Source organism: Burkholderia sp. MSMB1498, from assembly GCF_001526245.1.
In the GTDB taxonomy this organism is placed as follows: Bacteria; Pseudomonadota; Gammaproteobacteria; order Burkholderiales; family Burkholderiaceae; genus Burkholderia; species Burkholderia savannae.
Genome location: NZ_LOYJ01000067.1, coordinates 142,272 through 157,153 on the forward strand (window position 1 = coordinate 142,272; position 14,882 = coordinate 157,153).

Annotated in this window: 10 protein-coding genes, 1 tRNA gene and 3 pseudogenes; 9 read left to right on the plus strand and 5 right to left on the minus strand. The window is 68.9% G+C overall.

Annotated elements, in window-relative coordinates; genetic code table 11:
• Positions 1-130 precede the first annotated feature (130 nt).
• The 4 genes from fdhE to WS91_RS35860 all read left to right on the plus strand — a co-directional run bounded on the left by fdhE (position 131) and on the right by WS91_RS35860 (position 4,628).
• The gene (fdhE, locus tag WS91_RS14430) at positions 131-1,090 is read left to right on the plus strand and encodes a formate dehydrogenase accessory protein FdhE (RefSeq protein WP_038743646.1); all 960 of its coding nucleotides are present in this window, start codon (positions 131-133) and stop codon (positions 1,088-1,090) included.
• On the plus strand, positions 1,087-2,529 hold the full coding sequence (gene selA / locus WS91_RS14435) for an L-seryl-tRNA(Sec) selenium transferase (protein WP_059670461.1): 1,443 nt from the start codon (positions 1,087-1,089) through the stop codon (positions 2,527-2,529). Before fdhE ends, selA begins: the two co-directional genes overlap by 4 nt.
• Positions 2,526-4,451: a selenocysteine-specific translation elongation factor gene (gene selB / locus WS91_RS14440; RefSeq protein WP_059670462.1), complete on the plus strand. Its 1,926-nt coding sequence runs from the start codon at positions 2,526-2,528 to the stop codon at positions 4,449-4,451. Before selA ends, selB begins: the two co-directional genes overlap by 4 nt.
• An 81-nt stretch (positions 4,452-4,532) precedes the next feature.
• A tRNA-Sec gene (locus WS91_RS35860) sits at positions 4,533-4,628 on the plus strand.
• Positions 4,629-4,706: 78 nt separating this feature from the next.
• On the opposite strand, the gene WS91_RS14445 is transcribed toward WS91_RS35860, so the two are convergent.
• The gene (locus WS91_RS14445; RefSeq protein WP_226377280.1) at positions 4,707-5,261 is read right to left on the minus strand and encodes a tyrosine-type recombinase/integrase; all 555 of its coding nucleotides are present in this window, start codon (positions 5,259-5,261) and stop codon (positions 4,707-4,709) included.
• Positions 5,262-5,290: 29 nt separating this feature from the next.
• Here WS91_RS14445 and WS91_RS14450 point away from each other — a divergent pair.
• Positions 5,291-5,488: pseudogene (locus tag WS91_RS14450) on the plus strand (integrase core domain-containing protein); the annotation flags it as partial.
• A gap of 42 nt (positions 5,489-5,530) precedes the next feature.
• On the opposite strand, the pseudogene WS91_RS14455 reads toward WS91_RS14450, so the two are convergent.
• Positions 5,531-6,015 (minus strand): annotated as a pseudogene (locus WS91_RS14455) (helix-turn-helix domain-containing protein); the annotation flags it as partial.
• Between the two features lie 164 nt (positions 6,016-6,179).
• Here WS91_RS14455 and WS91_RS14460 point away from each other — a divergent pair.
• On the plus strand, positions 6,180-8,546 hold the full coding sequence (locus tag WS91_RS14460; protein WP_059670463.1) for a cytochrome P450/oxidoreductase: 2,367 nt from the start codon (positions 6,180-6,182) through the stop codon (positions 8,544-8,546).
• A 715-nt stretch (positions 8,547-9,261) separates the two neighbouring features.
• Complete coding sequence (locus WS91_RS14470) at positions 9,262-10,263, plus strand: patatin-like phospholipase family protein (RefSeq protein ID WP_059670465.1); 1,002 nt, start codon at positions 9,262-9,264, stop codon at positions 10,261-10,263.
• A gap of 74 nt (positions 10,264-10,337) precedes the next feature.
• Here WS91_RS14470 and WS91_RS14475 read toward each other — a convergent pair whose 3' ends face one another.
• Genes WS91_RS14475 through WS91_RS14485 form a run of 3 tightly spaced genes read right to left on the minus strand, consistent with a single transcriptional unit; the run spans position 10,338 to position 13,829 of the window.
• Complete coding sequence (locus tag WS91_RS14475; RefSeq protein WP_059670466.1) at positions 10,338-10,952, minus strand: SCO family protein; 615 nt, start codon at positions 10,950-10,952, stop codon at positions 10,338-10,340.
• Complete coding sequence (locus tag WS91_RS14480; protein ID WP_059670467.1) at positions 10,939-11,412, minus strand: hypothetical protein; 474 nt, start codon at positions 11,410-11,412, stop codon at positions 10,939-10,941. The genes WS91_RS14475 and WS91_RS14480 overlap by 14 nt, the downstream gene beginning before the upstream one ends.
• Positions 11,409-13,829 carry an RICIN domain-containing protein gene (locus tag WS91_RS14485; protein ID WP_059670468.1) on the minus strand — a complete coding sequence of 807 codons (2,421 nt, stop codon included), beginning with the start codon at positions 13,827-13,829 and terminating at the stop codon, positions 11,409-11,411. Before WS91_RS14485 ends, WS91_RS14480 begins: the two co-directional genes overlap by 4 nt.
• Positions 13,830-13,913: 84 nt before the next feature.
• Between WS91_RS14485 and WS91_RS35865 the strand changes: the two genes are divergently transcribed.
• Entirely contained in the window at positions 13,914-14,114 is a 201-nt protein-coding gene (locus tag WS91_RS35865; protein WP_156432367.1) for a hypothetical protein, read from the plus strand.
• 146 nt (positions 14,115-14,260) lie between these two features.
• A pseudogene (locus WS91_RS14490) lies at positions 14,261-14,875 on the plus strand (response regulator); the annotation flags it as partial.
• Positions 14,876-14,882 lie beyond the last annotated feature (7 nt).

Consider the following 14,882-nt stretch of genomic DNA (forward strand, 5'->3'; position numbering starts at 1 on the left):
GCGGACTTTGCGCGCGCGCCGCGCGACTCGTGACGCCCGCCGGCCGCATGAGCGGCCCGGCGGGCGCGCGCACGGCAGACACAACAAGAAAGCGCCGACGATTCGGCGCTTGTTTTTTTAGGGCACTCACGTGACTGACCCAACCCAACGCATTCTCGAACCGAGCGAAATCGCATCGCTCGATCATTCGGCCATTCCGCGCGTGCGCATGCCCGAGCGCGGCGCCGTGTTCGCCGCGCGCGCCGCGCGGCTGCGCGAGCTCGCGGACCTGAACCCGATCTCGGGCTACCTGCGGCTGATGGCGGCCGTCGCCGACGCGCAGCACGAACTCGTGCAGACGTTCGAGCCGAACGCGCCCGCGCGGGACGCGATCGAGCGGGCGCAACATCATTCGATGCCGCTCGCGCCGGCGCTCGGCGGCGAGCGCGATCCGCGCTGGCGCGACGTGCTGCAAGGCCTGCTCGACCGCGTCGAGCGCGCGGGCCTCGTGAATCCGCCGCTCGCGAAGCTGATCGACGGGCTGCGGCTGCGCGCGCCCGCGGGGCTCGACGCGCAGGCCGACGCGCTCCTCGCGCAGCGCTTCGCCGAAATCGACCCGGCGTCGGCGCCGTTCCTGATGGCCGCGTTGCAGGTGGTGTGGACCGCGCTCGCGAGCCGCATCGCGCCCGCCGACGTTCCTTATCTCGAGCAGCCCGGCCTTTGCCCCGTGTGCGGCGCGCAGCCGGTGGCGAGCATCGTGCGCGTCGGCGGCCAGTATCAGGGCTACCGCTTCCTCCAGTGCGGGCTGTGCTCGAGCGAATGGCACATGGTTCGCACGAAGTGCTCGCACTGCGATTCGACGAAGGGGATCGCGTATCACGGGATCGAAGGCGGCAGCGAAGCGATCAAGGCCGAGTCGTGCGACGAGTGCCACACGTATCGGAAGATCGGCTATCAGGAGAAGGACTACGACGTCGAGCCGCTCGCGGACGATCTCGCGAGCCTCACGCTCGATCTGCTGATGGGCGAGGCGGGCTACCGGCGCGCGTCGCCGAATCCGCTGCTGTGGCCGGACCTGCCGGCCGACGCCGCGGGAGAAGAGCGGACGTGAGCGGACCGGGCGCGAACGAACTGAACGAGCTGCTCGCGCGCGTGCCGTCGGTCGAGCGCGTGCTGTCGTCGCCCGACGTGAAGCCGCTCATCGACGAATACGGACGCACGCGCGCGCTCGCCGCGGTGCGCGCGTCGCTCGACGCGTGGCGCGACGCCGCGCGCCGCGATCCGGCCGCGGCCGGCGCGCTCGACGACGCGCGGATCGCGGCCGACGTGCGCGCGCGTCTCGCGGCGGACGCGGCGGGCGCGCTGCGCGCGGTGTTCAACCTGACGGGCACCGTGCTGCACACGAATCTCGGGCGCGCGCTGCTGCCGGACGAAGCGGTGCGCGCGGTCGTGCAGGCGCTCACGCAGCCGATGAATCTCGAATTCGATCTCGCGACCGGCCGCCGCGGCGACCGCGACGATCTGATCGACGAGCTCGTCTGCGAGCTGACGGGCGCCGATGCCGCCACCGTCGTCAACAACAACGCGGCCGCCGTGCTGCTCGCGCTGTCCGCGCTCGCGCCGAAGAAGGAGGTGATCGTATCGCGCGGCGAGCTCGTGGAGATCGGCGGCGCGTTTCGCATTCCCGACATCATGAGCCGCGCGGGCGCGAAGCTGCGCGAGGTCGGCACGACGAATCGCACGCATCTGAGGGACTATGCGGACGCGATCGGGCCGCGCACCGCGCTCCTGATGAAAGTGCATTGCAGCAATTACGCGATCAGCGGCTTCACGAAGGAAGTGACGCTGCAGGAACTCGCGCCGCTCGCGCGCGAGCGCGGGCTGCCCGTGGCCGTCGATCTCGGCAGCGGCACGCTCGTCGACCTGACGCGCTGGGGCTTGCCGAAGGAGACGACGGTGCGCGAGACCGTCGAAGCGGGCGCCGACCTCGTCACGTTCAGCGGCGACAAGCTGCTCGGCGGCCCGCAGGCGGGCCTCGTCGTCGGGCGGCGCGATCTGATCGCGAAGATCAAGAAGCATCCGCTCAAGCGCGCGCTGCGCGTCGGCAAGCTGACGCTCGCCGCGCTCGAGCCGGTGCTGCGCCTGTACCAGGCGCCGGAATTCCTGCGCGAGCGGCTGACGACGCTGCGGCTCCTCACGCGCGCGCAGGCGGACATCGCGGCGGCGGCCGAGCGCGTGCGCCCGGTGCTGCAACAGGCGATCGGCGCGGCATTCGTCGTGAACGTCGAGCCGATGTTCAGCCAGATCGGCAGCGGCGCGCTGCCCGTCGATCAATTACCGAGCTGCGGCCTCGTCGTGCGCGCGAGCGACGGCAAGCGCAGCGGCCGCGCGCTCGCGCAGCTCGAGAAGCGCCTGCGCGGCTGGCCGCGTCCGGTGCTCGGCCGCATCGCCGACGACGCGCTGCGGCTCGACCTGCGCTGCCTCGAAGCCGACGACGAAGCCGCGCTCGTCGCGCAGTGCGCGCAAGCCTCGACGGACACGCCCGCATGATCGTCGGAACCGCAGGCCACATCGATCACGGCAAGACGACGCTCGTGCGCGCGCTCACGGGCGTCGACACCGATCGGCTGAAGGAAGAGAAGGCGCGCGGCATCTCGATCGAGCTCGGTTACGCGTACACGCCGCTGCCGAACGGCGACGTGCTCGGCTTCATCGACGTGCCCGGCCACGAGAAGCTCGTGCATACGATGGCGGCGGGCGCGTGCGGGATCGACTTCGCGCTCGTCGTGATCGCCGCCGACGACGGCGTGATGCCGCAAACGCGCGAGCATCTCGCGATTCTGCAATTGCTCGGCGTGGCGCGCGGCGCGGTCGCGCTGACCAAATGCGATCGCGCCGACGCGGCGCGCATCGCGCAGGTGCGCGACGAGATCCGCGCGTGGCTCGCGACCTCGCCGCTCGCCGGCGCGCCGATCTTCGAGACGCGCGCGACCGAGGCGGGCGACGCGGGCGTCGCCGCGCTGAACGCGCATCTGCGCGATACGGCGCTCGCATGGCGCGCGCGGCGCGACGATGGCCTGTTCAGGCTCGCGGTCGACCGCGTGTTCACGCTCGCGGGGCAGGGCACCGTCGTGACCGGGACCGCGTTCGCGGGGCGCGTGAGCACGGGCGATACGCTCGCCGTCGCGCGCACGGGCGAATCGGTGCGCGTGCGCAGCATCCATGCGCAGAACCGCGCGACCGACGTCGGCCATGCGGGCGAGCGCTGCGCGCTGAACCTCGCGGGCATCGACAAGGCGGCGCTCGCGCGCGGCGATGCGATCGTCGATCCGCGGCTCGCGGCGCTGTCGCCGCGTATCGACGTCGAGCTGACGCTGACGCCGGACGCCGACCTGACGATCTCGCACTGGACGCCGCTGCACGTGCATCTCGGCACGCTGCACCGCGTCGCGCATGTCGCGCTGCTCGACGGCGACGCACTCGGGCCCGGCCAGCGCGCGCGTGCGCAACTGAATTTCTCGGAGCCGGTGTTCGCGGTGCCGGGCGAGCGCTTCATCGTGCGCAACGCGCAGGCGACGCGCACGGTCGGCGGCGGCCGCGTGCTCGATCCGTTTGGCCCCGCGCGCAAGCGGCGCACGAGCGCGCGGCGCGCATGGCTCGACGCGCTTGCGACGTGGCTCGACGAAGGCCGCCTCGACGCGCTGCTCGACGAAGCGCCGCTCGGCATCACGCGCGCGACGCTGATGCACCTGACCGGCTTGCCGGCGCAGGCGTGGACGCTGCCCGCCGATGCGGTGAACGTCGCGTCGCCGGGCAAGCATGCGGACCAAGCGCGCGTCGTCGCGCGCCGGCATTGGGACGCGCTGCGCGCGCGCGCGCTCGACGCGCTCGCGACGTTTCACCAGCGCTCGCCGGACGAGCAGGGGCCGGACGTCGCGCGGCTGCGCCGGATCGCGGCGCCGCTCGCGGACGACGCATTGTGGCGCGCGCTGACAGACGCGCTGATCGCGGACGGCGCGGTTGCGCGCAGCGGGCCATGGCTGCATCTGCCGTCGCACGCGGTGAGCTTCGACGCGAACGAGGAAGCGTTGGCCGGGCGCTTGCTGCCGCTCGTCGCGGCGGGCCGCTACGATCCGCCGTGGGTGCGCGATCACGCGGCGGCGACGGGCGCGGCGGAGGACGCGGTGCGCGCGCTGCTGCGCAAGCTCGCGCGGCGGGGCGACGTGCAGCAGGTCGTGCGCGATCTGTTCTATCACCGCGACGTGATCGCGGAGCTCGCGCGATTGATCGCGCGGCTCGCGGACGAGCGCGGCGGCTCGCTCGACGCGGCGACGTTTCGCAATGCGACGGGCCTCGGCCGCAAGCGGGCAATTCAAATTCTCGAGTTCTTCGATCGCGTTGGGTATACTCGCTTCCACCGCGATCTTCACTGGTTGCGGGCCGACAGCCGATTGTTGATCGGTTCGCAGTAGCCCGGTTCCGGGCGTGTGTAGTTCGCAACGGATCTCGACGGGACGGCATGCTTCATGTCCGCTCCCGTTTCCGTTCTCGCAGGAAGGCATTCGTATCCGGTGGTGCGGCTGGGCTTCAAACCCAGTTGGTGCGGTCAGCCCGCGCCAGGTCGGTTCGACTCCGGCTGTCTTCCGCCATAAGGCGTTGCGGGAAATTGCGCAATCGGGATTCGAAGCAATTCAGTTCCGCAAATGTCATTCTTTTCCGCAATTCCGTTATTTCGTCGGCTTCACCTTGTCGCCGCGGCGATTGCGAACATAGTGCTCCGTCATGGTGACCGAAGTGTGCCCGAGCTGCCTTTGTGCTTGGCGAATATCGCCCGTGCTGTCCGTCTTGTCGGTGCCAGCCTTCGCCCGCAGACCTCGAAATTGGAATTCGTTGTCGCGCACGCCGGCTTTTCTTCTGGCGTCGCGGAAGCGTCGTCGAAGAGTATCGAGCGTCATTCGTTCGCCTTTCTCGTTGACGACTAGCGCGGTGCTGACAATCTTGTATCCGGCTTTGCGGGCGCGAATGCGATTGATCACGGCCATAAGCTCGCCCGTCACCTCCATTCTGAGCTTCTTGCCGGTCTTGCCCTGATCGATGTGCAGGAAGTTGTCATGGATATCGCGCTCGTCATGCAGCAAGGTATCCTGCGGTCGCTGGTCAGTCAGGTAGGCGAGGTCCATTGCGTCGCGTGTCGGCTGATCCGCATGGTCGTAGACTTTTCGGAACAGGTCATCTTCCACGTACACATCGCGCCCCGACTCGCTGTATTTCTTGATTCCCAAGCAGGGATTCGCCGCCTTTGTCATTCCGATTTCGCGTGCGAAGTTGGCGCAGCATCAAGTACGAAGAGATTTACCTGCGGGCCTACGAGTCGGTCAGCCATGCTCGGCGCTCCATCGGCGACTACATCGAGCTGTACAACCGGAAACGGCCCCATTCGAGCCTGGCGGATCAGACGCCGGATGAGGCATACTTCGCGACGCTGCCTGCGATCAAATCGGCCGCATGATTGCCTCGGACGTTCCACTTAAAAATCTCAGAAACCTGTCCGAACGAGTGAGGCCACCTCTCCCGCGCGCACGTTGACGATCACGGGCAGCCCCGGCTCCTCGATGCGCAGGATCGTCGGCCCGCGATTGCCCATCACCGCGATGAAGCACGTCAGCGCGAGCGTCTCACGCAGCCGCGCGGATCGGCTCGGCCTCGCGCATCGCGGCGACGCCGATCTGCAGTGCCTCGGTGCCGAGGTAGTCCTGCCGCGTGCCGCTGTCCTGCGATACGAATCCTTCCTCGATCAGGCTCGCCAGATGGCGATGCACTTTCGCGGCGCTTTCGTCGACGTGCGCCGCGAGCGCCGTCAGCGTCGCGCGCCAGCCGAGCCGCGCGAGTCCCGTGAGCACCGCCATGCCCGTGGCGGCCGCCTGCACGCGTTGCCGCCGCTCGCGCGGCGCGGGCGCGTCGACGGCCGGCTCAGGTGCGGCGCGCGCGGGAGCGGATCGTCTTCGCGGGTTTCAGGGTAGAGGCCTTTTTCGTCATCCGGCGATCGTAGTGCGTGTCACCGGCGGCGAGCGGACGCCGCCCCGGCCGCGTGACTACCCGCGTGACTACGATAGGAATGCGATGCACGTTGATCCCGATCTATGATTGCGCAATGCGCACCAGGGTTACGCAAAACGTCATTCCTCAATTGGAGGACCGCGATGACGAATGTCGCATCCGCATCCGCATCCGCATCCGCATCGGCTTCGCTCGCCGCGCCGTGTCCGTTTCACGCCGCGTCGCCCTCCGGCGCGCCGCGCCCGGCCGGGTGCCCGGCGAGCGCCGGGGCGGCGGCGTTCGATCCGTTCTGCGACGCCTATCAGCAGGACCCGCCCGAATACGTGCGCTGGGCGCGCGAGCAGGAGCCCGTGTTCTACAGCCCGAAGCTCGGCTACTGGGTCGTCGCGCGCTACGACGACATCAAGGCGATCTTTCGCGACAACCGGACGTTCAGCCCGTCGATCGCGCTCGAGAAGATCACGCCGACGGGAGCGGAAGCGAACGCGGTGCTCGCGTCGTACGGCTATGCGATGAACCGCACGCTCGTCAACGAGGACGAGCCCGCGCACATGGCGCGCCGGCGCCTGCTGATCGAGCCTTTCACGCCCGATGCACTGCGCGCGCACGAGCCGATGGTGCGGCGGCTCGCGCGCGAATACGTCGACCGCTTCATCGACGACGGTCGCGCGGATCTCGTCGACCAGATGCTGTGGGAAGTGCCGCTCACGGTCGCGCTGCATTTCCTCGGCGTGCCCGAGGAGGACATGGACACGCTGCGCCGATACTCGATCGCGCACACGGTCAATACGTGGGGCTGTCCGCGGCCGGAGGAGCAGGTTGCGGTCGCGCAGGCGGTCGGGCAGTTCTGGCGCTACGCGGGCAAGGTGCTCGACAAGATGCGCGAAGATCCGTCGGGGCCCGGCTGGATGCAGTTCGGCATCCGCATGCAGCGCGAGCATCCGGACGTCGTCACCGATTCGTATCTGCATTCGATGATGATGGCGGGCATCGTCGCCGCGCACGAGACCACCGCGAACGCCGCCGCGAATGCGCTGAAGCTGCTGCTGCAACACCCGCACGCATGGCGCGAGCTTTGCGATGACGCGTCGCTGATCCCGAACGCGGTCGACGAATGCCTGCGCCACAACGGATCGATCGCCGCGTGGCGGCGGCTCGCGACGTGCGATGCGACGGTCGGCGGCGTCGCGATTCCGGCCGGCGCGAAACTGCTGATCGTCACGTCGTCGGCGAATCGCGACGAGCGCCACTTCGCCGATCCGGACCTGTTCGACATTCATCGCGACAATCCCGCCGATCACCTGACGTTCGGCTACGGCTCGCATCAATGCATGGGCAAGCATCTCGCGCGAATGGAGATGCAGATCTTCATCGACGAGCTGACACGTCGCCTGCCGCACATGCGGCTTGCCGAGCAACGCTTTACGTATGTGCCGAACACGTCGTTTCGCGGTCCGGAGCATCTGCGGGTCGAATGGAACCCGGCCGAGAATCCGGAGCGGCGGCGGGCGCACGCGCGGCGGTCCGCGCTGGCCGTGCGGATCGGCGAATCGGGCGCGCGCGGCGCGGGGCGCGCGATGCGCGTCGACAGCGTGACGGCCGTGGCCGAGGGCATTCTGCGTGTGCGTCTCGCCGCGCCCGACGGCGCGCCGCTGCCGCGCTGGAGCGCGGGCGCGCACATCGACGTCGAGTGCGGCGACACCGGCCTTTCGCGTCAGTATTCGCTATGCGGCGATCCGGACGAGCGCGGCGCGTACGAGATCGCCGTGCTGCGCGAGCCGGCGAGCCGGGGCGGCTCCGCCTGGATGCACGAGCGGCTGCGGCCCGGCATGCGCGTGAGGATTCGCGGGCCGCGCAATCACTTTCGGCTCGACGCGCATGCGCGCCGTGCGGTCCTGATCGCGGGCGGCATCGGCATCACGCCGATCGGTGCGATCGCGCGGGAAGCGCGTGCGCGCGGCATCGACTACACGTTGCATTACAGCGGGCGCAGCCGGCGAACGATGGCGTTCGTCGGCGAGCTCGCCGCGCTGCACGGCGACCGGCTGCGCTTGCACGTATCGGACGAAGGCGCGCGCCACGATTTCGCCGCGCTCGATGTCGCGCCCGGCACGCAGGTTTATGCGTGCGGGCCGGCGCGGATGCTCGACGCGCTGGCCGCATGCGCGTCGCGCTGGCCGGCGGACGCGCTGCGCGTCGAGCATTTCGCGGCCGGCGCGCCGCGCGTCGATCCGGCCGCCGAGCAGCCGTTCGAAGTCGAGCTGGCGGATTCGGGCCTCACGCTGACGGTGCCCTCGAACCGGACGCTGCTTGCGACGCTGCGCGCCGCGAACGTCGACGTGCAGAGCGATTGCGAGGAGGGGCTGTGCGGCGCGTGCGAGGTGCGCGTGCTCGCGGGCGAAGTCGACCATCGCGACAGCGTGCTGAGCGCGAGCGAGCGCGCGGCGAACACGCGGATGATGGCGTGCTGCTCGCGCGCGAAGCGCGGGCGGCTCGTGCTCGAACTGTAGCGGGGCTGGCCGCCCCGGCGCAGGACGGGCGACGACGAGGAGACGACGCGCGAGCGCGCGTGCAGGAAAGGCTCGACAACAGCCGCTTCGGCGCGCAGCGGGATGGCGAGGGCAACGGGGGGCCGCGTCGGCGGCGATGCGCTTTCGCCGCGTGCGCGGGCGTGGTGAAGCACGGCGCGCGCGGCGCGGCGAAAGCGCATGCCGGGCGTCGGCGAGGCGTGCCTTGCGCGGCGCGCGAACGCATCGCGCAAGGCACGAGGCGCGTCGAATCTGTCGGGCTGCGGCCTGGTCAAAGCGGCTTGCGCATCCTAATTTAAGAATACGCATCGCCGCGATTGGCCGTGATTCGTCGCGATTCGAACGAGACGAGGAAAGGCAAGACGAATATCGGCAAACGGCGCTGAAACCGGCCGACGGCAGCCGGTTTGGACCGGCCGGGTTTTCCGATCGCGCACCGGCGAATCACCGGCGAATCCGGCTGTCGAGCCTTCGCTGCCGACGAAGCGAAGCCGCTAATTGAGCCGGATGAAATGCCGGACCGGATTGGCGCGGCGATGCCGACGCGCGCCGGTCGCCGGATGCGCACCGCATCCGGCGCGAAAACGCGCCGCGGACGTCGCGTCGCCTCGCCGACGAGCGCGTCGCGGCGGCGAAGCGCGCGTTCGTCCGTTCGACGGCATCCGCGCATTCATTTCACGAGCCGAGGAGAACTGCGATGGCCTTCAAGATTCTCAGTTGCGACGGTGGCGGCATCAGGGGATTGATCACCGCCTTGCTCATTCAGGATCTCGATCGACGCAGCGGGATGCTTGCGAGGACGGACGGCTTCGCCGGCACGTCGACGGGCGGCCTGATCGCGCTCGCGCTTGCGCGCGGCGTGCCGATCTCGCAAGTCGTCGACGTCTACAGAAGGCGAGGCGCGGAGATATTCCAGGAGAACGGCGCGTGGCTCGAACAGAGGGCGGCGCTCGCAACGAACGCCGCGGCTGTCGACGCGCTGGCCGGGCCGGGGCTTCTCGCATGCAAGTACGTGAACACGGGGCTCAAACGCATCGCGCAGGAACTGCTGCGCGGCGGGGATCTGAGCGAGTTGCGCCGCCTGATCGTCGTCAATTCGGCGCGCTTGTGGGACCCGGCGATGCAGGGCTGGACCGCCTGCACGTTCTCGAACGCGAGCGGCAATGCATATCGCCACGTGAGTCTCGTCGACGCGGCGCTCGCCACGTCGGCCGCGCCTTCGTATTTTCCGCCGTACGAAGTGCCGCTGCTCGGCTATTTCGCGGACGGCGGCGTATTCGCGAACAATCCGTCGATGACCGCCGTCTCCGAGGTGCTCGCGAGCGGCCTCGGCGGTGACCTCGGCAATTTGCGCGTGCTGTCGCTCGGCACGGGCGTCAGTCGTGAGGGCGTTCGTCCGGACGCCGTCGGCGACCCGCTCGGATGGGGCGTGACGACATGGTTCTGGCCGTTCGCGAGCAACGGCGTACCGGCGGCGGCGCTGCTCGGGCTGACGTTCGATACGACGACGATGCTCGCGACGCAGCAGGCGGCGCAATTGCTCGGCGGATGCTACCGGCGCGCCAATCTCGCGTTGGGCGATGCCGTGGAACTCGACGACTGGCGCATGGCCGCTCGGCTGGAGAGCGAAACGCTCGCGTACATGGCGACGCCCGAGTGGGAGAGCGTTTGCCAGTGGGTCGACGCGAACTGGCGTTGACGGCGTTGACGGCGTGCGCGCCGCGGTTCGCCATGCGCTCGGCGCGACCCGAATGATTCCGCGCGCCGTCGCCGTCACGCGTTGCCGAGCAGCGCCGCGATCGTCTCCGGCGACGGCAATTCGTAAGTTCGCCAAACCAGCTCGCCGCGCCGATCGATCATCTGCACCTGCGTGGCGTGATTGTCGAGACCCGTGCGGCCGCCGCCGAAGAACGCCTGCAGCGCGTCGACATCCTTCAGCCCGGGCGCGGCGGCGATCCAGCCGGGACGCGCGCCGAAGCGGGCGAGCCACGCTTGCATTCGCCGCGGCGTGTCTTCGAGCGGGCTGATGCTGAGCGACAGCAACTGGATGTCCGGCTTCGGATGCGGGCCGAGCAGCGTTTGCACGCGCCGGAACACGGCGCCCTGGATCGGGCACGTCGACGAGCAGCCCGTGTAGAACAGCTGCAGCGCGGTAACGCGGCCGGCGAGCAGCGCGCGCAGGCGGGTTGCGCGGCCGTCCGCCGTGCGCAGCGGCATGTCGGGCGCCGGCACGGGCGGCGCGATCAGGCCGCCGTGATAGCCGCTTTGGCCGGCCGGCGGCCGTGCGCGTTCTGTCGCCGCGAGCGCGGGCAGCGCCGGCGCGAGCGATGCGCCGAGCGCGGCGGCGAGCAGCGCGCGCCGTTGCATCCGGATTTCATCGGCGCTCATGCGGCGTCTCGTTCAGAAAGGTCCAGAGCGCGGTGCAATCGCGCTCGCCGATGCGGTAGCGCGGCATTTCGACATTGATCAATACGTAGGCCGGATCGAGCCCGGTGCGCAGCAGCGCGCAGAACGCATCGCGATCGTAGCGGCTCGGCGGGCCGCCGCGCCGGCTCTGCAAATCGCCGAGCCACATGCGCGTGAGGCGCGGTGCAATCGAATTCGGCACCGCGGCGCCCGCGCCCGCCGCGTGACAGTTCGCGCAGCGCACGAGCGGCGCGGGCAGATCGCCGGGATGCATCGGCAGTCGCCCCTGCAGCCGCGCGTCGCCTCCGAACAACGCACGGCCGCGCGCCGCGAGATCGTTCGCGTGCGCCGCGTGGCCGGGCCACGCGAGCGCAAGCACGAGCGTCAGCGCGAGTCCCGTCGATGATGCGCGGCGCGCGCGCTGGTCGCCGAGCATCGTCACGAGATCCGGATCGACGTCGACACGCTCGGCACGCCCTGCGCGTTCAGCGCGAACAGCATGTAGTAGCCGGGCAGGACGATGCCGGGATCGGCGGGAATCGCGAGCCGGTAGCTCGTTGCGCCGGAGGACGTCATCGCGAGCGGAATGCGCCGCTGGTCGTTGTTCGTCGAATGCGTGACGGACGACAGGCGCATCAGCACGAACGACGTCACCGGCCCCTGCGTCGACACGCTGATCGACGTGCCGAGGCCCGCCGACGTCGGCGCCGACACGATCGCCGGCCGCTGCGCCGGCGTGCCGTCGGCGTTGAGCAGGTACGGCGGCGTCAGGATCTCCGCGTTCAGGTGATTCATCGCGCAGCCGGCGCCGCACTGGCCGCCGCCGCCCGCGAACACGCGGCCGTCCGGCATCAGGATCGCCGTGCTGTGATAGGTGCGCGGCGTCTGCATCGGCTTGAGCAGATTGAAGCGCTGCGTCGCGGGGTCCCATATTTCGGGAACCATGATCGCGGTCGTGTCGGTGAACGGCATCGGCACGCTCTGGCCGCCGATCATCACGATGTTGCCGTTCGGCAAGATCACGCTGTTCGCGAACGCGCGCTGGTAAGTCATGCCGTTCAGGCGCTGCACCGCCGCCGGCTGATTCGGCCCGCGCGTGATGTCGATCTGATAGACCGAATTCGACGCGTAGGTCGTGACGCTGCCGTTCTGCTGATACGATTTCGCGCCGCCCACTTTCAGGATCTTGCCGACGTCGTACAGCGACGCGGTGCCGTTGATGCTGAACGGATCGACGCCGCGCATGCCTGCCGACTGAATCGCGCCGCCGCCGTTCGTCGAGATCCAGTTCATCTGCGAGCTCGGCCCCGCATGGAACACGGTGCCGTTGCCTTGTGCGAACAGCCACAGGTGGTTGTCGCCGCGATAGATGCCCTGCGGGTCCGGGCCGACGATATTCGTCTCCGGCACGCCGGGCAGCAGCGTCCACGCGCCGCCGTTCGTCCACACCTCGGCGGTCTTGCCGCCCTGGCCGCCGCTCCACGAGCCGCCGAGCGTGAGCACCGAGCCGTTCGACAGCAGCGTGTCGCCCTGATAGCCGCGCGCGATGTTCATCGTCGCCGCCGCGCTCCACGTGTTGCTCGACCAGTCGTAGAGCGTCGTCTTCGGGCTGCTGTCGCCGCCGTTCACGAGCAGCCGGCCGTCCGGCAGCATCGCGGTGCCGGGGCAGAACATGTCCGAGCCCGCCGACGTTTCGAGATATGGCGTCGCCTGATTCGTCGCCGGATCGAACACGGCGGTTTGCGTTTGCGTCGTCTTGCCGCCGACGTCGTTCTGAAAGCTGAACTGCTGATCCGCCGACCACATCACGAGCTTGCCGTTCGGCGTGTTCGCGAGGCCGATCGGATTGACGGGCAGCGGAATCACCGGGCTCCACGCGGACGGCAGCGTGACCGGGAACGACTGCGGCAGGCTGAGCGCGAACTGATCGTTGAGCGCGTTCGCGTCCTGGCACGGATACTGGATCAGTGGCGCGCCCGACGACAGCGAGCCGCCGCTCACGTTCGCGCACATGCCGCTCGACACCGAGATCAGCCGGTACTTCGATCCGACGGGAACGACCGTCCATTGATCGTTGGTCTGCGCGTCGCCCTGACAGGGGTACTGAATGAGCGGCGTGCCGCTCGTCGTGTTTGCGCCGGACACGTTCAGGCATTGCCCGGTGCTTTGCGACACGACGTGATAGCCGCTGCCGGCCGGCAGCAGCGACCAGCTCGTGCCGCCCTGATTCGAGCATGCGCCCTGCACGACCGGCGCGGCGGCGGCCGTCGATCCGCCACTGACGCTCATGCAAAGATTGCTGCTCGCCGCCGCGACGTTGGTGAACGCGACGACGGGCAAGTACACGTTGAACTGGTCGTTGAGCGCGCCCGCGCTTTGGCACGGATACTGGATCAGCGCCGCGCCGCCCGCGCGCGATGCGCCGCTGACGTTCACGCACATGCCGCTCGACGCGGACACGATCCGGTAGCTCGAGCCGACCGCGACGATCGTCCATTGATCGTTGGTCATGCTGCTGTTCTGACATGCATACTGGATCAGTCGCGTGCCGCTCGCGAGCGAGCCGCCGGGCACGTTCAGGCACAGGCCGCTGCCTTGCAGCACGATGTGATAACGGCTGCCGACGGGGACGAACGACCACGTCGTGTTATTGAGGCCCGCGCACGACGTCTGCACGATGCCCGCGCCCGACGCGGTCGAGTTGCCGGCGGCGGACACGCACAGTCCGCTGTCCGCGCCGACGATGTCCGAATACGAGGCCGTGACGGCCGCGAGCGCGCCTTGCGGCAGCAAGAAGCCGGCGACCAATAAGCACAGCCAATATTGTGCGCGACGCCACGCGAATCGAAAGAAGTGCATCTCCGCCTCGTCATATGTTTTTCCCGCGGCGTATTAAAAGTGGCCGAATCGGATTCGACTGTTCGGCGCATGACTGAATCGCGAATGGAATCGCGCGTTCGGTTGATCGTTCGCAGGCGCGGCGGCGCGGCGGCGTTCGGCGAACGGGAGCGCGGTGCGCGCGTCGATCTCGATCGGCGGGCGACAAGGATAAAAAGGGAAAAGCAACAAGCAACGAAGCCTGTTCCGGTCATAAATGGGAAAACCCGATTTCCCATTTCCGGCGTGAAATATCTGTTTAAATAATTCAGCCGACGCTGAAAAAATCCGAAATTCCGGGCCGCCGGGATTTCGCGATTTCGCGTGCCGCCATTCGCGCGTTTTCCCTAGTGCATGAGAAGACGCGTCGTGCCGTTATCCAAGGAAAAAGAAAGATCGGGGACGAGGGCACCATGAGCGAACGCTTGAAAGCAAGCAGTCCTTCGATGTCGACAGAGCGCAACGAGTCCGCCGGGGAAGACGACGCACGGCCGGCGCGCGCGGCGAGCGACGCGCCCGCCGCGCGCGCCGGTCGTGCTGCTCGTCGACGACGAGCCGAGCGTGCTGTCGTCGCTCGAGCGCGTGCTTCGGCCGAAGCGCTACCGCGTGCTCACCGCCGACAGCGGCGACGCTGCACTCTACGCGCGCTGGCCGAGCACGCGGTCGATCTGATCGTCTCCGACATGCGGATGCCGCGGATGAGCGGCGCGGCGTTTCTTGCGCGCTCGCGCGAGTGCCGGCCGGACGCGATGCGCATTCTGCTGACCGGCTATTCGGAAATCGATTCGGCGGTGCGCGCGATCAACGAGGCCGGCGTCTACCGTTATCTGACGAAGCCTTGGGACGATCACGATCTGCTGATGACCGTCGAGCAGGCGATCGAGCAGCAACGCCTGCATCGCGAAGCGGCGCGCCTCGACGCGCTCACGCGTGCGCAGAACGACGCGTTGCGCACGTTCAACGCGGGGCTCGAAGCGCAGGTGCAGGCGCGCGTCGAAGCGATCCGGCGGACGGCGCGGCTCCTCGACTGACGTG

Bases quoted from the DNA above. Each gene is read 5' to 3' on its own strand.
- selB (WP_059670462.1), top strand. From the start codon at position 2,526: ATGATCGTCGGAACCGCAGGCCACATCGATCACGGCAAGACGACGCTC.
- WS91_RS14460 (WP_059670463.1), top strand. From the start codon at position 6,180: ATGACGAATGTCGCATCCGCATCCGCATCCGCATCCGCATCGGCTTCG.
- WS91_RS14470 (WP_059670465.1), top strand. From the start codon at position 9,262: ATGGCCTTCAAGATTCTCAGTTGCGACGGTGGCGGCATCAGGGGATTG.
- WS91_RS14475 (WP_059670466.1), bottom strand. From the start codon at position 10,952: ATGAGCGCCGATGAAATCCGGATGCAACGGCGCGCGCTGCTCGCCGCC.
- WS91_RS14485 (WP_059670468.1), bottom strand. From the start codon at position 13,829: ATGCACTTCTTTCGATTCGCGTGGCGTCGCGCACAATATTGGCTGTGC.
- WS91_RS35865 (WP_156432367.1), top strand. From the start codon at position 13,914: ATGGAATCGCGCGTTCGGTTGATCGTTCGCAGGCGCGGCGGCGCGGCG.